Genomic DNA, 21819 nt, shown 5'->3' on the forward strand with positions numbered 1-21819 from the left:
ACCGAATATTCGGCAATTATTGGTTATTAATCGTTTTTAGCGGGGGAAATGTGAGGCAAAAAAAAACAGGCCCCGCAGGGCCTGATGTTGAAATTACAGGTTATTTATAGGCGGACTGGTGAACGCCTACCGCACGTCCTGATGGATCGTTCATCGCTTTGAAAGATTCATCCCATTCAATGGCTTTCGCTGAGGAGCAGGCAACTGACGGACCGCCAGGCACACACTCGGCAGCGCTCGGCACCGGGAACAGCTCTTCGAAGATCTCACGGTACAGATACGCTTCTTTAGAGCCCGGCGTGTTGTAGGGGAAGCGGAAGCTTGCCGTTTCCAGTTGCTGGTCTGAAACCTGTTTCGCCGCCACCTCTTTCAGGGTGTCGATCCAGCTGTAGCCAACACCATCCGAGAACTGCTCTTTCTGACGCCACGCCACGCTGGCTGGCAGGTAGGATTCAAAACATTCGCGCAGGATATGTTTTTCCATTTTGCCGTTGCCGCACATTTTGTCCTGCGGGTTGATGCGCATGGCCACATCAAGGAATTTCTTATCCAGGAACGGAACGCGCGCTTCCACACCCCATGCCGACATCGCCTTGTTAGCACGTGCACAGTCAAACATGTGCAGCGCCTGCAGTTTACGCACCGTCTCTTCATGCAGCTCTTTCGCGTTCGGCGCTTTGTGGAAATACAGGTAGCCGCCAAATACTTCATCAGAACCTTCACCTGACAGCACCATCTTGATGCCCATCGCCTTAATCTTACGCGACATCAGGTACATAGGGGTGGAAGCGCGAATGGTCGTCACATCATAGGTTTCAATGTGATAGATCACGTCGCGGATCGCATCCAGACCTTCCTGCACGGTGAAATGAATCTCATGGTGCACGGTGCCGAGGTGGTTCGCCACGTCCTGCGCGGCTTTCAGATCCGGAGCGCCTTCCAGACCCACGGCAAAGGAGTGCAGCTGAGGCCACCAGGCTTCAGAGCGTTCCTGATCTTCCACGCGGCGAGCCGCAAATTTCTTGGTGATGGCGGAAATGACGGAGGAGTCCAGACCGCCGGAGAGCAGGACGCCATAAGGCACGTCTGACATCAGGTGGCTCTTAACGGAATCTTCCAGCGCCTGACGCAGTTCGGCTTTGTCCGTGACGTTGTCTTTTACCGCGTCATAGTCGAACCAGTCGCGCTGGTAGTAAGAGCGGATCTCACCCTCTTTACTCCACAGGTAGCTGCCTGCCGGGAACTCTTTAATGGTGCGGCACACCGGCACCAGCGCTTTCATTTCAGACGCAACATAGAAGTTGCCGTGTTCATCGTGGCCCATGTACAGCGGGATAATACCAATATGGTCGCGGCCAATCAGGTACGCGTCTTTTTCGCTGTCGTACAGGGCGAATGCAAACATGCCCTGCAGGTCGTCCAGAAACTCGGGGCCTTTTTCCTGATACAGCGCCAGAATAACTTCACAGTCAGAGCCGGTCTGGAAGGCGTAGCGATCGCCATACTCCGCACGCAGTGCCTGATGGTTATAGATTTCACCGTTGACAGCCAGCGCGTGTGTTTTTTTCTCGTTATACAGCGGCTGTGCACCGGCGTTGACGTCAACAATCGACAGGCGTTCGTGCGCCAGAATTGCTTTGTCGCTGGCGTAGACGCCAGACCAGTCCGGGCCGCGATGGCGCATCAGGCGGGACAGTTCGAGTGCTTTTTTACGCAGTTCGCCCGCGTCAGTTTTAATATCCAGTACGCCAAAAATTGAACACATAACCTTCTCCGTTAACCCTGTTGCTTTGTAATGTTGCTTGCTTATGAAAATGCCGCAAAGGGGAAGGGCGCGCAAGGGTTTTAAAGTGTTAAACGGAAATAGTGCAATGGTGATTGCAGAATGTTGAAAAAAGAGTATGTCATAAATAGTTTTATTGATGATTCTGCAATGAATTGACGTTTTTGTTAGATGGGGTTTTATTTGTGGGGGCTATAAATGAAAAACCACGCCCTGAGGCGTGGTTCTGAATTAAATAATGTCAATTTCGTCGACGGAGGGGTATATCCAGCTCGGCCGGAACGGCATCGAATCAATGTCATCGAGCTGAGAGACACCGGAGAGCACCAGAATGGTTTCCAGACCCGCCTGGAAACCTGCCAGAATATCGGTGCGCAGGTTATCACCGACAATCACGGTCTCTTCAGAATGGGCCTGCATCGTGTTCAGCGCGGCACGAATGATCCACGGGCTCGGTTTACCGACAACAAACGGCTTACGACCAGAGATTTTTTCGATACCGGCGCACAGTGCACCGCAGGCCGGATAGAAACCACGGCCGTGCGTATCCGGGTTGGTGGCGATAAAGCGCGCGCCGCTGGCGACAAAGTAGGCTGCTTTATGCATCATCTCCCAGTTAAACGAGCGCGTTTCGCCGACAATTACAAAGTCCGGGTTTACATCGGTGATCGTAAAGCCTGCTTTATACAGCTCGTGGATCAGCGCACCTTCTCCGACCACGTAGGCTTTTTTCCCTTCCTGACGCTTCAAAAAATCTGCCGTCGCCATGGCGGAGGTATAAAACACGCTGTCCGGTACGTTGATGCCCGCGGTGGCAAAACGGTTCGCCAGGTCCTGACCGGTTTGGGAAGGGTAGTTCGTGAGCAGAACCAGCGGCATTCCTTTGTCGATGATGCGGTGAAGAAACTCCGCAGCACCTGGCACGGCGACGTTGTCGTGCATCAGCACGCCGTCAATATCACAAATTACATTCTTAATGGTCATGAACAATCCGACATCAAAAAAAGAAGGCGTTACTATAAGTCCCGATTAGCTTTCCAGCAAATGCTGCAACAGGATCCCGTTGAGCATGGCACGTTTGACCAGCGCAAACGCGCCAATCGCAGAGCGGTGATCCAGCGTCGAACGCACGACCGGTAAATTCTGGCGAAACGCCTTCAGCGCCTGAGTGTTAATGCAGCCTTCAATCGCGGGCAATAACACTTTTTCCGCCTCGACGATTTCGCCTGCAATCACCACTTTTTGCGGATTAAAGAGGTTGATGGCAATGGCAATGGTTTTACCGAGGTGGCGCCCGACCTGCTCGATCACTTCGCAGGCCAGCGCATCGCCTTTATTGGCGGCTTTGCAGATGGCGCCGATTTTACAATCGTCCAGCGTCACGCGGCTCTGGTAGCCTTGTTCCAGCAGATGACGGACGCGGTGCTCAATGGCTGCGTTGGCGGCAACTGTTTCAAGACAGCCAAAATTACCGCAGTGGCAGCGCTCGCCGAGCGGTTCCACCTGGATATGACCAATCTCGCCCACGTTGCCGTTACGACCAATAAAGATACGGCCGTTGGAGATAATGCCCGCCCCGGTGCCGCGGTGAACACGCACCAGAATAGAGTCTTCACAGTCCTGACTCGCACCAAAGTAGTGCTCGGCCAGCGCCAGCGAGCGGATGTCGTGGCCCACAAAGCAGGTCACTTTAAAGCGCTTTTCCAGCGCCTCCACCAGCGCCCAGTTCTCGACCGGGATATGTGGCATGTAACGAATGACGCCGCTTTCCGGATCAACCAGCCCGGGCAGGATCACTGAAATGGCGATGAGTTCGCGGATCTTGCGCTGACAGCTTTCGATAAAGTGCGCGATAGTATTCAGCAGCGCGTGTTCCAGGGTCTCCTGGGTGCGCTCCGGAAGAGGGTAGTGCTCTTCCGCGATGGCTTTACTGCTCAGATCGTAAAGTGTGAGGGTGGTGTCATGGCGACCAAGACGCACGCCAATGGCCTGAAAATTGCGCGTTTCGGTGATGATGGAAATTGCGCGGCGGCCCCCGGTGGAGGCCTGCTGATCGACTTCTTTGATCAGTCCGCGCTCAATAAGCTGACGTGTAATTTTTGTCACGCTGGCGGGAGCAAGCTGGCTTTGTTCGGCTATCTGAATACGTGAGATTGGCCCGTGTTGGTCAATCAGGCGATATACCGCCGCGCTGTTAAGCTGTTTAACGAGATCGACATTACCGATTTGAGCTTGTCCGCCTGGTGTCATACTTTTACTTACTCAGTGACGACCTCGTTACCATTAACGATGGTCTTAATAATTTTATAATCGTGTGTGAATGCCGTCAGGTTTGCAACCATACCTGGTGCAATTCCGCCAAGCTGTTTATCCACGCCGATAGCGCGCGCAGGATAAAGGGTTGCCATTCGCAGGACTTCATCAAGCGCAATCCCGCAATGTTCAACCAGGTTACGCACGCCTTCAATCATGGTCAGGGAGGAGCCGCTCAACGTACCGTTTTCATCCACACACAGTCCGTTGCGGTAGTATATTGTTTTACCGGCAAAAATGAACTGCTCAATATTTGCCCCTGCCGGTGCGGTGGCATCTGTCACCAGACAAAGCTTGTCACCTTTCAGCCGCTTGGCGTTGCGAATGTTGGTGTAATCGACGTGTAAACCGTCTGCGATAATACCGCAGTAAACGTCTGGCTCATCCAGAATCGCCCCGACCAGACCCGGTTCACGACCCGTGATGTATGGCATGGCGTTATACAGGTGCGTCGCAAAGGTAATGCCTGCGCGGAAACCGGCTTTTGCCTCTTTCTGCGTGGCGTTTGAGTGGCCTGCTGACACGACAATCCCGGCGGCGGCCAGTTTGCTGATAACGTCAGTGCCGGTCATTTCAGGTGCCAGCGTCACCTTGGTGATCACATCGGCATTGGCACACATATAGTCGACCAGTTCAGCATCTGGTTTTCGCACATAATCCGGATTATGCGTCCCTTTCTTGACCATATTCAGCCATGGCCCTTCAAGGTGCAGACCCAGAGCCTGATTTGGGTGTTTTGCCAGGTAGTCACGCATGACGCGGATACCCTGTTTCATCAGCTCATCGCTGCTGGTGATGAGGGTTGGCAGATAGCTGGTGCAGCCCGATTTCTCGTTCGCTTTCTGCATGATTTCCAGCGTGTCGACGGTGACGGCGTCTGCGGTGTCGTTAAACTGCACGCCGCCGCAGCCGTTCAACTGAACGTCGATAAAACCGGGGGAGATCACTGCTCCATTGAGTGAGCGCTGTTCAATCTCCGGCGGCAGTTCTGCCAGCGGGCAAACACGTTCAATCAGGCCATTCGCGATAACAATCGCATGGTCATCCAGAATTTCATGGCCGGTATAAATCCGACCGTGGGTTAAAGCGTACATAACGACCCCCGGTTAAAAAAAGCGGCCGCCTCTTCATGAAGAGGCGGTTATTCAATTACAGACCTTTGATGTTCTCAGCTTCTAACTCGTTGAAGTATTTCAGCGTTTTCACTTTCAGTTCCATCGTGGACGGTTCGTCACAGACGATGACTGATTTTGGATGCAGCTGCAGGCAGCTGATGGTCCACATGTGGTTTACGTTGCCTTCAACGGCGGCCTGGAGCGCCTGCGCCTTCACGCCACCCAGAACCAGAATCATCACTTCTTCGGCATCCAATAGCGTGCCGACGCCTACAGTCAGGGCGTATTTTGGAACCTGGTTCACATCGCCATCAAAGAAGCGGGAGTTTGCCACGCGCGTGTCATGGGTCAGCGTTTTAATACGGGTGCGGGACGCCAGAGAGGACGCCGGTTCGTTAAACGCGATATGACCATCGTTACCCACGCCGCCCATAAACAGGTGGATTTTACCGTAAGAACGGATTTTTTCTTCATACTGACGGCATTCTGCGTCAATATCAGGCGCGTTTCCATTCAGCAGGTTAATATTTTCAGCTGGAATATCAACGTGATCAAAGAAGTTGCGGTGCATAAAGCTATGGTAGCTTTCTGGATGGTCCTTCGGTAAGCCGACATATTCGTCCATATTGAAGGTGACAACATGCTTGAAGCTAACCTGGCCTGCTTTGTGCATCTCAACCAGAGCCTTATACGCGGTCAGCGGCGTGCCGCCTGTTGGAAGACCCAGTACGAAAGGACGATCGGCGGTCGGCTTGAACGCGTTAATACGGTTAACGATATGGCGAGCGGCCCATTTACCGACTTGTTCAGCAGTTGCCAGGGGAATCAGTCTCATTGTTCACCTCAAGAGTTAAAGTAGAAGAGTGGGCGGATAGTGATCGGAACCTGATATTTAAGCGTAACCTGGAACCTTTCAGGCCGGATCAATCCGTCTTGATTTTTCGAATGATAAAATAAGTTTTCGATGTTAGCCAGTGAAAGGGAGGGTGGTAAACGATATTTGGTGACAAAAATCACAAAAAGTACGCTTTTAATTTGCGATACGAATTAATTTTTCACACACTCACAATGCCAGTGAATCATCAACTGTATTTATAGTTCGTGACACAATAAAAAACAGAGCTGAGAACATGCCTTAAACGGGGTCTCATAGGGGGAAGAAAGTGAGTATTCTAGGTTATTTACAAAAGGTTGGCCGTGCGCTTATGGTGCCGGTCGCCACGTTGCCAGCGGCAGCGATATTAATGGGTGTCGGTTACTGGATTGACCCGGTCGGCTGGGGTGGAGACAACGCATTAGCGGCGTTCTTCATTAAGTCTGGTTCCGCCATTATCGATAATATGTCCGTGCTGTTTGCCATTGGTGTGGCTTATGGCATGTCCAAAGATAAAGACGGTGCTGCCGCGCTGACGGGTTTCGTGGGCTTCCTGGTGCTGACCACACTCTGTTCTCCGGCTGCGGTTGCCATGATCCAGAAGATCCCGGCGGACCAGGTTCCTGCTGCGTTCGGTAAAATCAGTAACCAGTTCGTGGGTATCCTCGTCGGTATTATCTCTGCGGAACTGTACAACCGCTTCAGCGGTGTTGAACTGCCAAAAGCGCTGTCGTTCTTCAGCGGTCGTCGTCTGGTGCCTATCCTGACTTCTTTCGTGATGATCTTCGTTGCGTTCATCCTGATGTACATCTGGCCGGTGATCTTTGACGGTCTGGTTAACTTTGGTGAACACATTCAGAAACTGGGTTCTGTCGGTGCTGGCGTGTATGCGTTCTTCAACCGTCTGCTGATCCCGGTCGGTCTGCACCACGCGCTGAACTCCGTGTTCTGGTTCGACGTTGCGGGCATTAACGATATTCCTAACTTCCTCGGTGGCGCACAGTCCATTGAAGCGGGTAAAGCGGTTGTGGGTATCACCGGTCGTTACCAGGCGGGCTTCTTCCCGATCATGATGTTCGGTCTGCCGGGTGCTGCGCTGGCTATCTACCACTGCGCACGTCCAGAGAACAAAGCGAAAGTGCTGGGTATCATGATGGCGGGTGCGTTTGCTGCCTTCTTCACCGGTATCACCGAGCCGCTGGAATTCTCCTTCATGTTCGTTGCTCCGGTTCTGTATGTTATTCACGCCGTGCTGACCGGTATCTCCGTGTTCATCGCTGCAAGCATGCAGTGGATTGCTGGTTTCGGCTTCAGTGCCGGTCTGGTGGATATGGTGCTTTCTTCCCGTAACCCGCTGGCGACCCACTGGTGGATGCTGATCCCACAAGGTCTGGTGTTCTTCGTTATCTACTACGTGGTGTTCCGTTTCACCATCACCAAATTCAACCTGATGACCCCGGGTCGCGAACTGGCTGTTGCCGGCAGCGAAGCCGATGGCCAGGACGTGAACGTGAGCGGCGCGCAGGATCAGGACGTGTCTGGTCTGGCCCGTCAGTACATTGCCGCTGTCGGTGGTTCTGACAACCTGACCGGTATTGATGCCTGTATCACTCGTCTGCGTCTGAACGTCAAAGACTCTTCACTGGTAAACGAAGCGCTGGCTAAACGTCTGGGTGCTTCCGGTGTTATTCGCCTGAACAAAACCAGCGTGCAGATTATCGTGGGCTTTGTGGCGGAAAAAATTGCTAACGCCATGAAAACGACTGGCCCTGTCGCTGCTGCGCAAGCGTCAGAGGCACCTGCCGCCGCAACTGCTGCGGCAAAACCGCAGGCGGTACCAAACGCCACCACCATCGCCGCACTGGTTTCCCCGGTTACGGGTGAAGTGGTCGCGCTTGAGCAGGTTCCTGACGAAGCGTTTGCCAGCAAAGCGGTCGGTGACGGTGTTGCGGTAAAACCAACGGAGAAGACCGTTGTGTCTCCTGCGGCGGGCACCATCGTGAAAATCTTCAACACCAACCACGCGTTCTGCCTCGAAACCGAAAAAGGCGCGGAGATCGTGGTTCATATGGGTATTGATACCGTTGCGCTTAACGGCCAGGGCTTTACTCGCCTGGTGGAAGAGGGGGCAGAAGTGGTTGCAGGTCAGCCAATTCTGGAAATGGATCTGGATTTCCTGAACGCCAATGCCCGCTCGATGATAAGCCCGGTGGTGTGCAGCAACATTGACGACTTCAGCGGCCTGGTGCTGCAGGCAAAAGGTCAGGTTGTTGCAGGGCAAACGCCACTGTATGAGATTAAAGGCAAATAATCGCTCCTGAGTAGAGTCATGCCTTAAGCGGCGGGGGAATTCCTCCGCCGCTTTTTTTTGCAGCAAACGCCCCCATTATTTTCATCTGATACGTATTTTCCGTAACTAAGGGTTGTCACTACGTCCGGCTTATAAGATCATATGCCGTTATACGTTGTTTACGCTTTGAGGAATCCACGATGAGTGAGGCAGAAGCCCGCCCGAGTAACTTTATTCGTCAGATCATCGATGAAGATCTGGCCAGTGGTAAGCACACCACAATTCATACCCGTTTCCCGCCGGAGCCAAACGGCTACCTGCACATTGGGCATGCGAAATCTATCTGCCTGAACTTTGGCATTGCGCAAGACTATCAGGGGCAGTGCAACCTGCGTTTCGATGACACCAACCCAGTAAAAGAAGACATCGAATACGTTGAGTCCATCAAGAACGACGTGCAATGGCTGGGCTTCAACTGGTCTGGCGATATCTGCTACTCCTCTGACTATTTCGATCAGCTGTATGCCTATGCCGTTGAGCTGATCAATAAAGGTCTGGCCTACGTTGACGAGCTCTCTGCGGATGAAATCCGTGAATACCGCGGTACACTGACGGCACCGGGTAAAAACAGCCCGTTCCGCGATCGCAGCGTGGAAGAGAACCTGGCGCTGTTTGAAAAAATGCGTGCTGGTGGTTTCGAGGAAGGCAAAGCGTGCCTGCGTGCCAAAATCGATATGGCGTCTCCGTTTATAGTGATGCGCGACCCGGTGCTGTACCGCATCAAATTCGCTGAACACCACCAGACCGGTAACAAGTGGTGCATCTACCCGATGTACGACTTCACTCACTGCATCAGCGATGCGCTGGAAGGCATCACCCACTCGCTGTGTACGCTGGAGTTCCAGGACAACCGTCGTCTGTACGACTGGGTGCTGGATAACATCACGATTCCGGTGCATCCGCGTCAGTACGAGTTCTCTCGTCTGAATCTGGAATACACCGTGATGTCCAAGCGTAAGCTGAACCTGCTGGTGACTGATAAGCATGTTGAAGGCTGGGACGACCCACGTATGCCGACCATCTCCGGTCTGCGCCGTCGTGGCTACACCGCGGCGTCAATCCGTGAGTTCTGCAAACGTATCGGCGTGACCAAGCAGGACAACACCATCGAGATGGCCTCTCTGGAGTCCTGCATCCGTGAAGATCTGAACGAAAACGCGCCGCGCGCGATGGCGGTTATCGACCCGGTGAAACTGGTTATCGAAAATTACCCGCAGGGTGCGAGCGAAATGGTCTCCATGCCTAACCATCCGAATAAACCGGAGATGGGCAACCGTGAGGTGCCGTTCAGCGGTGAAATCTGGATCGATCGTGCTGACTTCCGCGAAGAAGCGAACAAGCAGTACAAGCGACTGGTGCTGGGTAAAGAGGTGCGTCTGCGTAACGCCTACGTGATCAAAGCTGAGCGCGTGGAGAAAGATGCAGAAGGTAACATCACGACCATCTTCTGCTCTTACGATGCCGAGACCCTGAGCAAAGATCCGGCGGACGGTCGTAAGGTGAAAGGCGTGATCCACTGGGTCAGTGCATCACACGCGCTGCCGGTAGAGATTCGTCTGTACGATCGTCTGTTCAGCGTGCCTAACCCGGGCGCAGCAGAAGACTTCCTGGCGACCATCAACCCGGAATCGCTGGTGATCAAACAGGGTTATGCTGAGCCATCCCTCAAAGCGGCTGAGGCGGGTAAAGCGTTTCAGTTTGAACGTGAAGGTTACTTCTGCCTGGACAGCCGTCACAGCACCGCTGAAAAACCGGTATTTAACCGTACGGTCGGTCTGCGAGATACCTGGACGAAGATCGGCGAATAATAACGCCGCGCTGGTCAATGAGAAACAAACGCCGCGTAATGCGGCGTTTTTTTATAGCGTGATCATGCCTTTAAAGCACTAGCGAAATAGGGTATGTGAAAATAACAGGTCAATGAGGTGCTACTTATTTTTTTTAAAAAAGTTAATCTGCTTTTGAAAAGTCTTAAGTCTGTAAAATCGACACTAAAATAAAATGTTACTCATTGAAAATTCGCTCTTTCCCCCGCCAGCTCTCGCCTTGCGTTAAATGTTACAAAGCACTACCAATTATGTGCACTTCGTCATAATCCTGAGTTTTGCCCGCCGAAAAGCATTGATAATTCGCGTCGCGAAAAATAACCTAAAGACGGTAGTTATTCGAGGGTATTTCCGACTACCCCAGACCATCAGGTCTTTTATATTTTTCGCCGTTTTAGGCGTTTTAATTCGTCAAAGAGGAATAATCTATGCGTACGTTCAGTGGCAAACGTAGTGCGCTGGCGCTGGCTATTGCCGGTGTGACAGCAATGTCAGGCCTGGTGGTGACGCCAGACGCTAAAGCAGCAGGCTTCATCGATGATTCAACCCTCACGGGCGGTATTTATTACTGGCAGCGTGAACGTGACCGTAAAGATGTCACGGAAGATAAATATAAAACGAACCTTTCTCACTCTACCTGGAACGCCAACCTGGATTTCCAGTCTGGTTACGCTGCCGATATGTTCGGTCTGGATATTGCCGCCTTCACGGCAATTGAAATGGCGGAAAATGGTGACAGCGGCCACCCGAACGAAATTGCCTTCTCCTCCAGTAATAAAGCGTATAAAGAAGACTGGTCTGGAGATAAAAGCGGTATCAGCCTGTATAAAGCTGCCGCGAAATTTAAATACGGCCCGGTATGGGCGCGCGGTGGTTATATTCAGCCAACCGGCCAAACCCTGTTAGCACCGCACTGGAGCTTTATGCCAGGTACCTATCAGGGTGCAGAAGCGGGCGCCAATTTTGATTACGGTGACGCAGGTGCGTTGAGCTTCTCGTATATGTGGACCAACGAGTATAAAGCGCCGTGGCATATCGAAATGGACAAGTTCTACCAGAACGATAAAAAGACCAAAGTGGATTATCTCCACTCGCTGGGTGCGAAGTACGACTTTAAAAATGATTTAGTGCTTGAAGCGGCATTTGGTCAGGCGGAAGGCTATATCGACCAGTATTTTGCTAAAGCCAGTTACAAATTTGATATTGCTGGTAGCCCGCTGAGTACCAGTTACCAGTTCTACGGTACGCGAGACAAAGTCAGTGATGGCAGCGTGAATGATATTTATGATGGCACGGCGTGGTTGCAGGCGCTGACCTTCGGCTACAAAGTCGGCCAGGTGGATTTGCGTCTTGAAGGAACGTGGGTGAAAGCGGAAGGGCAGCAGGGCTACTTCCTGCAGCGTATGACCCCAACCTATGCATCTTCAAACGGTCGTCTGGATATCTGGTGGGATAACCGTTCCGACTTCAACGCCGATGGCGAAAAAGCGGTCTTCTTCGGCGCAATGTATGATCTGAAAAACTGGAACCTGCCAGGCTGGGCGGTGGGGGCATCTTACGCCTACGCATGTGACGCGAAGCCTGCTGATATGGCAACACCGGACGCATACTACGATCCAAACTATCGCCTCAAAGAGTCCTCTTACAGCCTGGATGCGATCTACACCCTGCAGGATGGTCGCGCCAAAGGAACCATGTTCAAACTGCACTTTACACAATACGACAACCACTCCGATATCCCGAGCTACGCGGGCGGTTACGGCAACATCTTCCAGGATGAACGCGACGTGAAATTCATGGTTATCGCACCGTTCACCATCTTCTGATGACTCGTCCGGCGGGGTAATTCCCGCCGGGCCGGAGACTACATATGAAAAAAATTGTAATCGTCGCGTTGCTGGCATCGGGACTGGTGGCTTGTGCGCAGAATCAGGCCCCGAAAGAGGACTCCCGTCTGAAAGAAGCCTACAGCGCCTGTATCAATACGGCGGAGGGTTCGCCGGAGAAGATCGAAGCCTGCCAGAGCGTGCTGAATGTGCTGAAAAAAGAGAAAGCGCATGAGCAGTTCGCAACCCAGGAGAATATTCGCGTGATGGATTACCAGGCCTGTATCCAGGCGCGCAAAACCGGTAACGATCAGGAAGTCGCGAAGCGTTGCGATCGGATCTGGAAAGAGATTCGCAGCAACAACAGTCACTAACTCGCTATTATCATGCCCGGTGGCGCTGCGCTGCCGGGCTTTTTTTTGCCAAACAACAGGCAAAAAAAAGCCAACCTTACGGCTGGCTCAGAGTATGAAAGCGTGCTTATTTCGCGTCGTGCGCGTGATCGTCTTCCCGGCAATCGCCTTCAGCGCAGTGACCATACAAGTACAGGCTGTGGTTTGTCAGGCGGATGCCATGACGGGCAGCGATTTCACGCTGGCGTGATTCAATGGAATCATCGCTGAATTCAATGACCTTGCCGCAATCCAGGCAGATCAGGTGATCGTGGTGATGCTGTTGAGTCAGTTCGAATACAGATTTACCGCCTTCGAAATTATGACGGGTGACAATGCCCGCGTCATCAAACTGGTTCAGCACACGATAAACGGTTGCCAGCCCAATCTCTTCGCCCATGTCGATAAGACGCTTATAAAGGTCTTCCGCACTGACATGGTGATTGTCTGGACCCTGAAGCACTTCAAGGATTTTTAACCGAGGAAGCGTAACTTTCAGGCCAGCCTTCTTTAATGCGGTATTGTTGTCAGTCATGCGGAATCTGTCCTGTTGCTAAACGATTCACTTCTGTAGGAAGTGACAGAAAATGCACCTGGGATAATGCGTCTCATTATAGAACTGCCATGGCTAAATGAAAACTGCAAGTCTCAGGTAAAGTATGCTTATAAAAACGTGGTATCACCAACAAACTTGCTCAATGGGAGCCACGTTTTATCAGGGGGACATTGTACAGGTCTGGGCGAAAAAGTTAAAAGATTGTAGCGATTAATTTAATCGGTTTGACCTGGTTTGCTGGCGCAACCCTCGTTGCGCCGCAATAAAAATCAGGCGTTGAGGATATCGTCCAGGTGCAGTTCTTCACGGATCTGCTTAACCCATTTTTCAACGCGCTCTGCTGTCAGTTCTGGCTGACGGTCTTCGTCAATCGCCAGACCCACGAAGTGATCGTCATCAGCCAGACCTTTAGACGCTTCAAAGTGGTAGCCGGCGGTAGGCCAGTGACCTACGATAACGGCGCCGTTTGGTTCAATGATGTCGCGGATGGTACCCAGCGCATCACAGAAGTACTCGGCATAGTCTTCCTGGTCGCCGCAGCCAAACAGGGCAACCAGCTTGCCGTTGAAATCCACTTCTTCCAGTGTCGGGAAGAAATCATCCCAGTCACACTGGGCTTCACCGTAATACCAGGTAGGGATACCCAGCAGCAGGATGTCATAGCCTTCGAGATCTTCTTTGCTGCTCTTGGCGATGTCGTGCACATCGGCAACGTCTTTACCGAGCTGTTTTTGAATGTTTTTTGCGATATTTTCGGTATTGCCGGTATCACTGCCGAAGAAAATGCCGATAATTGCCATGAGTAAAATAACCTCTTGATACTTAATGGTATGGTGGCGCAATTTGTCCACGGATAAAGGCAATAATAGCAGAACAGGCAACCCTGCGGAAACAGCTATCGCGCAGGACTGCACTCTGTGCTACATGAAAAGGGTAATAAAGGGATTTTTCGGACTTATGCCTTGCTGCGCATGGTCTCGAGTTGGGTGATTAACATCTCTTCAATCAGCTCGCTGCGGCTGATATTACGCGCGTCAGCCAGTTCGTTTAGCGCATCGACGGCGTCGGCGTTGAGCTTCAGTTCGACACGCTTAAGTCCACGATTTTTATCGCGTTTAAGCTGGTTGCGTTTATTAATACGCAGCTGTTCGTCGCGCGAAAGCGGATTCGTTTTCGGTCGTCCCGGTCGACGCTCATTCGCGAACAGATCTAGTGTCGTACGGTCCGTTTGTTCTTTGGCCATGATTCTGAGACTTCGGGGGAAACACGCCGCCCTGCTAATGCCCGGGCGATAAGCGCGCCATCATACATCACCAAAAACGGCACGCCAACGACTGGAAGCCCGCAGCCTTCCAGTCGCTCTCTTTTTAATCAATTTGCCGTGTCAGTGAGATAGCGGCGAATGGCGCGTAAGACGGCGTCTGGTTTTTCCGCGTGAACCCAATGTCCGGCGCCAGCGATGACGTGGGCACGGGCCTGGGGGAATTGCGCCAGCAGGGTATCGCGGTAAGCGTCGGTGACGTACGGCGAATTGCCGCCACGAATAAAGAGGGTAGGGTGCGGCCATGCCGGAACGGTTTTCCAGCCGACGATGTTATCGTACTGCTCCCACAGCACCGGCACGTTGAAACGCCACTGGCCGTCAACGAACGATTTCAGCAGGAACTGGATTACACCTTCTTCATCAAGATGCTCACGCATGACAGCGGCTGCCTGTTGACGGCTGGAGACGCCAGCTTCCGTCACCGCGTTGATGGTGGCAAAAATCTCGTCATGACGACGGACGTCGTAATCTACCGGGGCGACATCAATGACCACCAGGCCACTTATTCTCTCCGGTGCCAGCGCCGTCAGGGCCATGACCGCTTTGCCGCCCATTGAGTGCCCGATCAAGGTCACTTTCTCAAGATTGCTGGCATCCAGCGTATCGAGCAGATCCAGCGCCATGGCCGCATAGGTCATCTCCTCTGAACGCCCGGACAGGCCATGATTTCGCATATCGACCTGCAAAATATCGTGATCGGTAACCAGATCGCGTGCCAGCACGCCCAGGTTATCCAGACTGCCGAACAGCCCGTGGACCAGTACTATGGGGGGGGGCGTGTTCGGTGATTGTGCAGATTGCGCTCGACTATTCAGTTTCATGGCAAAGTTCTTTTTTTACGGATGTCAGGTTAGGGTATTATGTTGACCATTCTGCCGCCCGGCTGCAAGGTTCCAGTTTAATCTGACTTTTGCCGCCAACCTGGTTTGACGCTATCCGCTGTTGGGATTTGACCTTATAATCCCAACGACTTGTATTCAGATAAGATATCGCACTGGATTAAGATGAAAACAATCGAAGTTGATGACGAACTCTATCAGTTTATTGCCAGCCAAACGCGGCATATCGGGGAGAGCGCGTCCGACATTTTACGGCGCATGCTTAAAATTTCCGCCGCCTCACCGTCTGCTACCCCAGCCACTAAAGATGTCGTGTCTCAGCCGAGTGTTGTTGCACAAGCAAAGCCTGCCGTCGCGCAGGTGAAAGACAAAGTACGTGCGATGCGCGAGCTGCTGCTGTCTGATGAATATGCAGAGCAGAAAAAAGCGGTCAACCGCTTCATGCTGGTGCTGTCTACACTTTATTCACTGGATAACAAGGCGTTTGCTGAAGCGACCGAGTCGCTGCACGGTCGTACTCGCGTCTATTTCGCGGGCGACGAGCAGACGCTGCTGCAAAATGGCAACCAAACCAAACCTAAACATGTCCCTGGCACACCGTACTGGGTCATCACCAATACCAATACGGGCCGCAAGTGCAGCATGGTTGAACACATCATGCAGTCCATGCAGTTCCCGGCGGAATTGATTGAAAAGGTTTGCGGTACAATTTAACCCTTGCATCAGAAGGACCCGGTAATGGCAAATCACAGCCGTGCAGGCCAACCTGCACAACAAAGCGATTTGATTAACGTCGCTCAGCTGACCGCGCAGTATTATGTGCTGAAACCGGTCGTGGGCAACGCAGAACACGCAGTGAAGTTTGGTACATCAGGCCATCGCGGTAGCGCGGCACGCCATAGCTTTAACGAACCGCACATTCTGGCCATTGCTCAGGCCATCGCGGAAGAGCGCGCCAAAAACGGTGTTACCGGTCCGTGCTACGTGGGGAAAGATACTCACGCCCTGTCTGAACCGGCGTTCATTTCCGTGCTGGAAGTTCTGGCGGCGAACGGCGTTGATGTGATTGTTCAGGAAAATAACGGTTTCACCCCAACGCCTGCCGTCTCTAACGCTATCCTTGTGCACAACAAAAAAGGTGGCCCACAGGCTGACGGCATCGTTATCACGCCTTCTCACAACCCCCCGGAAGACGGTGGCATTAAATACAACCCACCTAACGGTGGCCCGGCAGATACCAACGTCACGAAAGTGGTGGAAGACCGCGCCAACGCCCTGTTAGCCGATGGTCTGAAAGGCGTTAAGCGTATCTCTCTGGATGCGGCCATGGCGTCCGGCCACGTGAAAGAGCAGGATCTGGTGCAGCCGTTCGTGGAAGGGCTGGCGGATATCGTCGATATGGCGGCTATCCAGAAAGCCGGCCTGAAGCTGGGTGTGGATCCGCTGGGCGGCTCCGGGATTGAATACTGGAAACGCATTGCAGAACACTACAAGCTGGATCTGACCATCGTTAACGATCACGTCGATCAGACCTTCCGCTTTATGCACCTTGATAAAGACGGCGCGATCCGTATGGACTGCTCCTCTGAGTGCGCGATGGCGGGCCTGCTGGCACTGCGTGACAAATTCGATCTGGCCTTCGCCAACGACCCGGATTATGACCGCCACGGTATCGTTACCCCGGCCGGGCTGATGAACCCAAACCACTACCTGGCTGTGGCAATCAACTACCTGTTCCAGCATCGTCCACAGTGGGGCAAAGAGGTGGCTGTGGGTAAAACGCTGGTCTCCTCTGCGATGATCGACCGCGTGGTTGACGCGCTGGGCCGTAAGCTTGTGGAAGTGCCGGTTGGTTTTAAATGGTTTGTTGACGGTCTGCATGACGGCAGCTTCGGCTTTGGTGGTGAAGAGAGCGCGGGGGCATCCTTCCTGCGTTTCGACGGCACGCCATGGTCAACCGATAAAGATGGCATCATCATGTGTCTGCTGGCGGCGGAAATTACCGCTGTCACCGGTAAGAACCCACAGGAACACTACGACGAGCTGGCGGCGCGCTTTGGTGCACCGAGCTATAACCGTATCCAGGCGAGCGCCACCTCGGCGCAGAAAGCAGCTCTGTCTAAACTCTCTCCGGAGATGGTCAGTGCCAGCACGCTGGCCGGTGATCCGATTACGGCACGTCTGACGGCTGCCCCGGGTAACGGTGCCTCTATCGGTGGTCTGAAAGTGATGACCGAAAATGGCTGGTTTGCCGCGCGTCCATCCGGTACGGAAGATGCGTACAAAATCTATTGTGAAAGCTTCCTCGGTGCTGAGCATCGCCAGCAGATTGAGAAAGAAGCGGTAGAGATTGTCAGCGAAGTGCTGAAAAACGCGTAAGTGGTGTTCGGTGCGGGCTGATGACCTCACCCCGGCCTCTCCCTGTGGGAGAGGGTGAAAACACTCAAAAACGGCAACCCCTGGGTTGCCGTTTTGCTTTTACCTAACTATGTTTATTCTTCAATTCAAACCGCGGTGAGACCAGCCCGTACAGCGTCCAGCCCATAAAGGTCACCATCGCACCATAGAGCATCGCCTCCTGGCCTGACGAGTAGAGCGCATAGAAGCTGTAAATCGCCCCAATCAGCGCCACAATATTGGCCGCGCGTGCTTTACGTGGATCGACTTTCGCCACCTTCTGAATGATCACCAGCGCCGCCATCGACAGAATATATGGAATGATATTCGTCACCACCGCCAGGTTGACCAGCACGTTGAACTGGCTGTTCAGGGATGGGCTAATGGTCATCAGCGATAACCCGCTCTGGAAGATGACAATCGCCAGCATACCCTGCACCGGCGCATCGGCTTTGGTCACGCGGGAGAAGATTTTCGGGAAGTAGCCTTCGTCGGCTGAGGATTTAAAGACCTGCGCAATGGTGAACTGCCAGCCGAGGAGCGAACCGCAGCAGGACATGACCATCAGCCCCATGATCACTTTCCCGACTTCCGGGGTGAACATCTGCGCGAAGGCCAGCCCGAACGGCGCGGTGGAGTTAGCCAAATCCATGTTCGGTACGATACCCGCAATCACGTTGGTCGAAACGATATAGATCACCGCAGCGCCCAGCGTTCCGCCGAGTACTGCAATCGGCACGTTCTTCTCCGGGTTTTCCACCACTTCCGCGTTTGCGCAGGCGGATTCCAGACCGAGGAAGGCCCACAGCGTCATGGCGATGGAGGAGCCTACAGCCGTGAAGAACGGTACGTGGTGAGGGTTCCAGGAGTTCGCGTACAAGGTCGGACTGAACCAGAACCAACCGATAATGCACAGACCCACAACCGGGATAATCACGCCCCAGACGGTGATGCTACTCAACTGGCCCGTGATGCGCGCCCCGCCAAAGTTGGCCACGGTGCAGATCCACAGCACGCCGATGGTCGCCAGCCCAATTTGCACCGGGCTAAGCGTGGCACCAAACAGCTCCGTACCGTAACCCACGGCGGAGATGGCAATCGCCACGTTGGCGATCAGCAGAGACACGCCGTAGGTGTAGTTAGCCATAAAGTTGCCCGATTTGCCGAAGGCGTATTCGGCGTAGCCGCCCATCCCGCCTGACTTTCGGCTGAACATTCCGCATTTGGCAAACGCCCATGCCAGCGCCATGGAGCCGACCGCGGTTACCAGCCAGGAGATAATCGAAATGGTACCCACCTCGGCAAGTTTGGTGGGCAGCATAATAATCCCTGACCCCATCATGTTGACCATGGTGAGGATAGTCAGCTGCACCACGCCCATCTTGTTGGACTTACTCATAATTTTTCTCCTTTCAGCAGTGCGGGCTGAGCGGCGGGTTGTTTGATGACGTTACAGCGAACCTGTTTGCGTCCGTCGCACTCCTCGACGTACACGCCTTGCAGTTCCGGCGCGAAGCCCGGTAAAAGGTTGATCCCCTCTTCCAGCGCGGCAAAGTAGCGCAGGACGGAGCCTCCCCAGACTTCACCCGGAACCACGCACAGCACCCCTGGTGGGTAAGGCAGGGCGCCTTCGGCGGCAATGCGGCCTTCCGCATCACGCAGGGAGACCAGTTCAACCTCACCACGCAGATACGCATAGTTTGCGTCCTGCGGGTTCATCATCACGCGAGGGAAGTGAGACTTGCGGAACATCTCTTTTTGCAGCTGTTTCACGTTATGGCGGGCGTACAGTTCATGCATCTCCTGGCATATCTGGCGCAGGGTATAACCGGCGTAGCGTTCCGGGTATTGCTTACAGATAGACGGAAGCACCTCTTTTAATGGCGCATCGGTCTGAAGCAGTTTTTCGAAACGCACCAGCTGCGCCACCAGCTGCTGCAGTTTGCCCATGTCTTCTGCAGGGGTCAGCAGGAACAGGATCGAGTTGAGATCGCATTTCTCCGGCACGATGCCGTTTTCACGCAGGAAGTTAGCCAGGATGGTAGCGGGCACGCCGAAATTCTCATACTCGCCAGTACGGGCGTTGATGCCCGGCGTGGTCAGCAGCAGTTTGCACGGATCGATAAAGTATTGATGCTCGGCATACCCTTCGAAGGCGTGCCAGTTTTCACCCGGCACAAAGTGGAAGAAGCGCAGGTCGGTGGCAATTTCAGCCGTGTCCCAGCTTTCCCACGGACGGCCATCTACCAGCTCCGGCACGAACGGGCGAATAAACTGGCAGTTCTCCAGGATCAGCTTGCGTGCTTCAATGCCGGTCACCACGCAGTCCATCCACATATTTCGGCCACTCTGCCCCTCGTGCATGCGGGCGTTGATATCCAGCGCGGCAAACAGGGGATAGAACGGGCTGGTGGAGGCGTGCATCATAAAGGCGTTATTCAGGCGCTTGTGCGGGACATAGCGCGGTTGGCCTTTAATATGACGGTCTTTCTTGTGGATTTGTGAGGTCTGCGAAAAACCGGCCTGTTGTTTATGCACTGACTGGGTAACCAGAATCCCGGGATCGTTTTCGTTCAGCTCCAGCAGCAGTGGTGAGCAGTCCGCCATCATCGGAATAAATTGCTCGTAGCCCACCCAGGCAGAATCAAACAGGATGTAGTCGCACAGGTGACCAATTTTATCGACGACCTGGCGGGCGTTATAAATGGTGCCATCGTAGGTGCCCAGTTGGATCACCGCCAGACGGAACGGACGTTCGTCACGCGCGCGACCCGGCGCCACTTCCGATACCAGCTCGCGCAGGTAGCTCTCCTCAAAGCAGTGGGCATCAATGCCGCCAATAAAGCCGTACGGGTTGCGCGCAGTTTCCAGATAGACCGGCGTGGCACCCGCCTGAAGCAGGGCTCCGTGGTGGTTGGATTTATGGTTATTACGATCGAACAGCACCAGGTCGCCGGGGGTGAGCAGGGCGTTAAGCACCACTTTGTTGGATGATGAGGTGCCGTTCAGCACAAAATAGGTTTTATCCGCATTAAACACTTTCGCCGCGTGTTGCTGCGCAAGGCACGGCGCGCCTTCATGAATCAGCAGATCCCCCATGGCCACGTCGGCGTTGCACAGATCGGAGCGGAAAAGCGTTTCGCCGAAGAAATCGACAAACTGATTACCGGCAGGATGACGGCGGAAAAACTGCCCACCCTGGTGCCCCGGACAGTCAAACGCGCTGTTGCCCTGTTTCACGTAGTCGACCAGCGCACGGAAAAACGGGGGGCGCAGCTGAGTTTCGTACTTCTGCGCGGCCGCTTCCAGTTGACGTCCGTAAAAGTCGTTACTGGTCTCTGAACACTCAAACACACCGTGGATGCGCGATAAATATTCAGCCGGAATGAACTCTTCTTTATGTGTCGCAATAAATACGGGAATACCAAACCCGGTTGCTTCTATTTCTTCCAGGGTACCACTGGAAATATCGCTCACGGCCAGAACAATGGCAGCGACATCAATATAATCAGAGGTGCTGACATCCACCAGTTCACGGTGAGTGGTAAAGCAATCAGGACATGCACGGCTGGTAGCGATTTTTAAACTTTTCATCTTTCTCTCTTTATTTCAGGCAATATTTGTCCCTCGATTTCTCACAAGAAAGAAATCGATAATGTCCGGAAAAAAAAGCAAAGTGTGGCCGCTGATAAAAAATCAGTAAGTTGCTTTTTAATGAATGAGATTCAGTCCGCCCGGCTGCGGATAAGTCTGAATTAAATTGAATGAACGCACGCCTTCACAGGCAACGGCCTGTAACATAAGGTTTTTTCAGGTTAACCTGCAAGCGGGTGCGCCAGAAGTCGAAGGACTACCGGGCATTAAAGAGATGGAAGTCAAAGCAGTTTCGGTGGGCAAACATCATGATATGTGTTGTCCGCCTTATATGGGGCATCAAGCGATTATTGTTTTCCATGTTTCATTTTCCTTTCAGTAATTGAAAGCATGGTCATTTTATCCAGGAAAAAGCGATTAACTGTGAAACAGATCACCCTTAACCGATCAAATTAGAAATAATTATTCGTTTTCGATGAATATCCCAGATCAAAACACTGGTTTGTTGATGATGCGTTAACAGATTGTATTGGTTGTGTTCTGAATGAGCGAAAATAAGCCAAAAATATCCCGTATGGCTTATTTTGGCACTATTTGTGGAGTGGCTTTAATTTTGACAGAAATAAATTT

18 protein-coding genes are annotated in these 21819 nt (G+C 53.0%); 6 read left to right on the forward strand and 12 right to left on the reverse strand.

Annotated features, from left to right (window positions below; genetic code table 11):
* Nucleotides 1-100: 100 nt before the first annotated feature.
* The 5 genes from asnB to nagB form a co-directional block, all read right to left on the reverse strand.
* The gene (asnB, locus tag ACTJJI_RS02270) at nucleotides 101-1765 is read right to left on the reverse strand and encodes an asparagine synthase B (protein ID WP_046888698.1); all 1665 of its coding nucleotides are present in this window, start codon (nucleotides 1763-1765) and stop codon (nucleotides 101-103) included.
* Nucleotides 1766-2014: 249 nt separating this feature from the next.
* Nucleotides 2015-2767 (reverse strand): ribonucleotide monophosphatase NagD, encoded by a 753-nt coding sequence (gene nagD / locus ACTJJI_RS02275; RefSeq protein ID WP_013097571.1) that lies wholly within the window; start codon nucleotides 2765-2767, stop codon nucleotides 2015-2017.
* A gap of 45 nt (nucleotides 2768-2812) precedes the next feature.
* A complete protein-coding gene (nagC, locus tag ACTJJI_RS02280; RefSeq protein WP_013097570.1) occupies nucleotides 2813-4033 on the reverse strand; it encodes a DNA-binding transcriptional regulator NagC in 1221 nt (406 codons plus the stop codon).
* Between the two features lie 8 nt (nucleotides 4034-4041).
* Nucleotides 4042-5190, reverse strand: a complete 1149-nt coding sequence (gene nagA / locus ACTJJI_RS02285; RefSeq protein WP_014831091.1) for an N-acetylglucosamine-6-phosphate deacetylase — start codon at nucleotides 5188-5190, stop codon at nucleotides 4042-4044.
* 55 nt (nucleotides 5191-5245) lie between these two features.
* Nucleotides 5246-6046: a glucosamine-6-phosphate deaminase gene (gene nagB / locus ACTJJI_RS02290; protein WP_008501061.1), complete on the reverse strand. Its 801-nt coding sequence runs from the start codon at nucleotides 6044-6046 to the stop codon at nucleotides 5246-5248.
* Nucleotides 6047-6374: 328 nt separating this feature from the next.
* On the opposite strand from nagB, the gene nagE reads away from it, so the two are divergent.
* The 4 genes from nagE to chiQ all read left to right on the forward strand — a co-directional run bounded on the left by nagE (nucleotide 6375) and on the right by chiQ (nucleotide 12461).
* Entirely contained in the window at nucleotides 6375-8396 is a 2022-nt protein-coding gene (gene nagE / locus ACTJJI_RS02295) for an N-acetylglucosamine-specific PTS transporter subunit IIBC (RefSeq protein WP_014831092.1), read from the forward strand.
* 179 nt (nucleotides 8397-8575) lie between these two features.
* Nucleotides 8576-10243, forward strand: a complete 1668-nt coding sequence (gene glnS / locus ACTJJI_RS02300) for a glutamine--tRNA ligase (RefSeq protein WP_014831093.1) — start codon at nucleotides 8576-8578, stop codon at nucleotides 10241-10243.
* Nucleotides 10244-10689: 446 nt separating this feature from the next.
* Entirely contained in the window at nucleotides 10690-12087 is a 1398-nt protein-coding gene (gene chiP, locus ACTJJI_RS02305) for a chitoporin ChiP (protein ID WP_440652898.1), read from the forward strand.
* Nucleotides 12088-12131: 44 nt separating this feature from the next.
* Nucleotides 12132-12461 (forward strand): ChiQ/YbfN family lipoprotein, encoded by a 330-nt coding sequence (gene chiQ, locus ACTJJI_RS02310; RefSeq protein ID WP_118283176.1) that lies wholly within the window; start codon nucleotides 12132-12134, stop codon nucleotides 12459-12461.
* A 106-nt stretch (nucleotides 12462-12567) separates the two neighbouring features.
* Here the strand turns inward: chiQ and fur are convergent, their stop codons facing one another.
* The 4 genes from fur to ybfF form a co-directional block, all read right to left on the reverse strand.
* Nucleotides 12568-13014: a ferric iron uptake transcriptional regulator gene (gene fur / locus ACTJJI_RS02315; protein WP_010428651.1), complete on the reverse strand. Its 447-nt coding sequence runs from the start codon at nucleotides 13012-13014 to the stop codon at nucleotides 12568-12570.
* 290 nt (nucleotides 13015-13304) lie between these two features.
* Nucleotides 13305-13835 (reverse strand): flavodoxin FldA, encoded by a 531-nt coding sequence (gene fldA / locus ACTJJI_RS02320; protein WP_008501067.1) that lies wholly within the window; start codon nucleotides 13833-13835, stop codon nucleotides 13305-13307.
* Between the two features lie 155 nt (nucleotides 13836-13990).
* On the reverse strand, nucleotides 13991-14278 hold the full coding sequence (gene ybfE, locus ACTJJI_RS02325) for a LexA regulated protein (RefSeq protein ID WP_014831096.1): 288 nt from the start codon (nucleotides 14276-14278) through the stop codon (nucleotides 13991-13993).
* A 128-nt stretch (nucleotides 14279-14406) separates the two neighbouring features.
* On the reverse strand, nucleotides 14407-15180 hold the full coding sequence (gene ybfF, locus ACTJJI_RS02330; RefSeq protein ID WP_440652902.1) for an esterase: 774 nt from the start codon (nucleotides 15178-15180) through the stop codon (nucleotides 14407-14409).
* A 183-nt stretch (nucleotides 15181-15363) separates the two neighbouring features.
* On the opposite strand from ybfF, the gene seqA reads away from it, so the two are divergent.
* Together seqA and pgm are read left to right on the forward strand one after the other, a co-directional pair.
* Nucleotides 15364-15912 carry a replication initiation negative regulator SeqA gene (gene seqA / locus ACTJJI_RS02335; RefSeq protein ID WP_014831098.1) on the forward strand — a complete coding sequence of 183 codons (549 nt, stop codon included), beginning with the start codon at nucleotides 15364-15366 and terminating at the stop codon, nucleotides 15910-15912.
* A gap of 24 nt (nucleotides 15913-15936) precedes the next feature.
* Nucleotides 15937-17577 (forward strand): phosphoglucomutase (alpha-D-glucose-1,6-bisphosphate-dependent), encoded by a 1641-nt coding sequence (gene pgm, locus ACTJJI_RS02340; RefSeq protein WP_013097560.1) that lies wholly within the window; start codon nucleotides 15937-15939, stop codon nucleotides 17575-17577.
* A 103-nt stretch (nucleotides 17578-17680) separates the two neighbouring features.
* Here pgm and potE read toward each other — a convergent pair whose 3' ends face one another.
* The 3 genes from potE to speFL form a co-directional block, all read right to left on the reverse strand.
* Entirely contained in the window at nucleotides 17681-18994 is a 1314-nt protein-coding gene (gene potE, locus ACTJJI_RS02345; protein ID WP_014831099.1) for a putrescine-ornithine antiporter, read from the reverse strand.
* Nucleotides 18991-21189, reverse strand: a complete 2199-nt coding sequence (gene speF, locus ACTJJI_RS02350) for an ornithine decarboxylase SpeF (protein ID WP_196373274.1) — start codon at nucleotides 21187-21189, stop codon at nucleotides 18991-18993. The genes potE and speF overlap by 4 nt, the downstream gene beginning before the upstream one ends.
* Nucleotides 21190-21445: 256 nt before the next feature.
* Entirely contained in the window at nucleotides 21446-21550 is a 105-nt protein-coding gene (gene speFL / locus ACTJJI_RS02355) for a leader peptide SpeFL (protein ID WP_003858645.1), read from the reverse strand.
* Nucleotides 21551-21819 lie beyond the last annotated feature (269 nt).

Source organism: Enterobacter sp. 22466, from assembly GCF_052044775.1.
Taxonomy (GTDB): Bacteria; Pseudomonadota; Gammaproteobacteria; order Enterobacterales; family Enterobacteriaceae; genus Enterobacter; species Enterobacter dissolvens.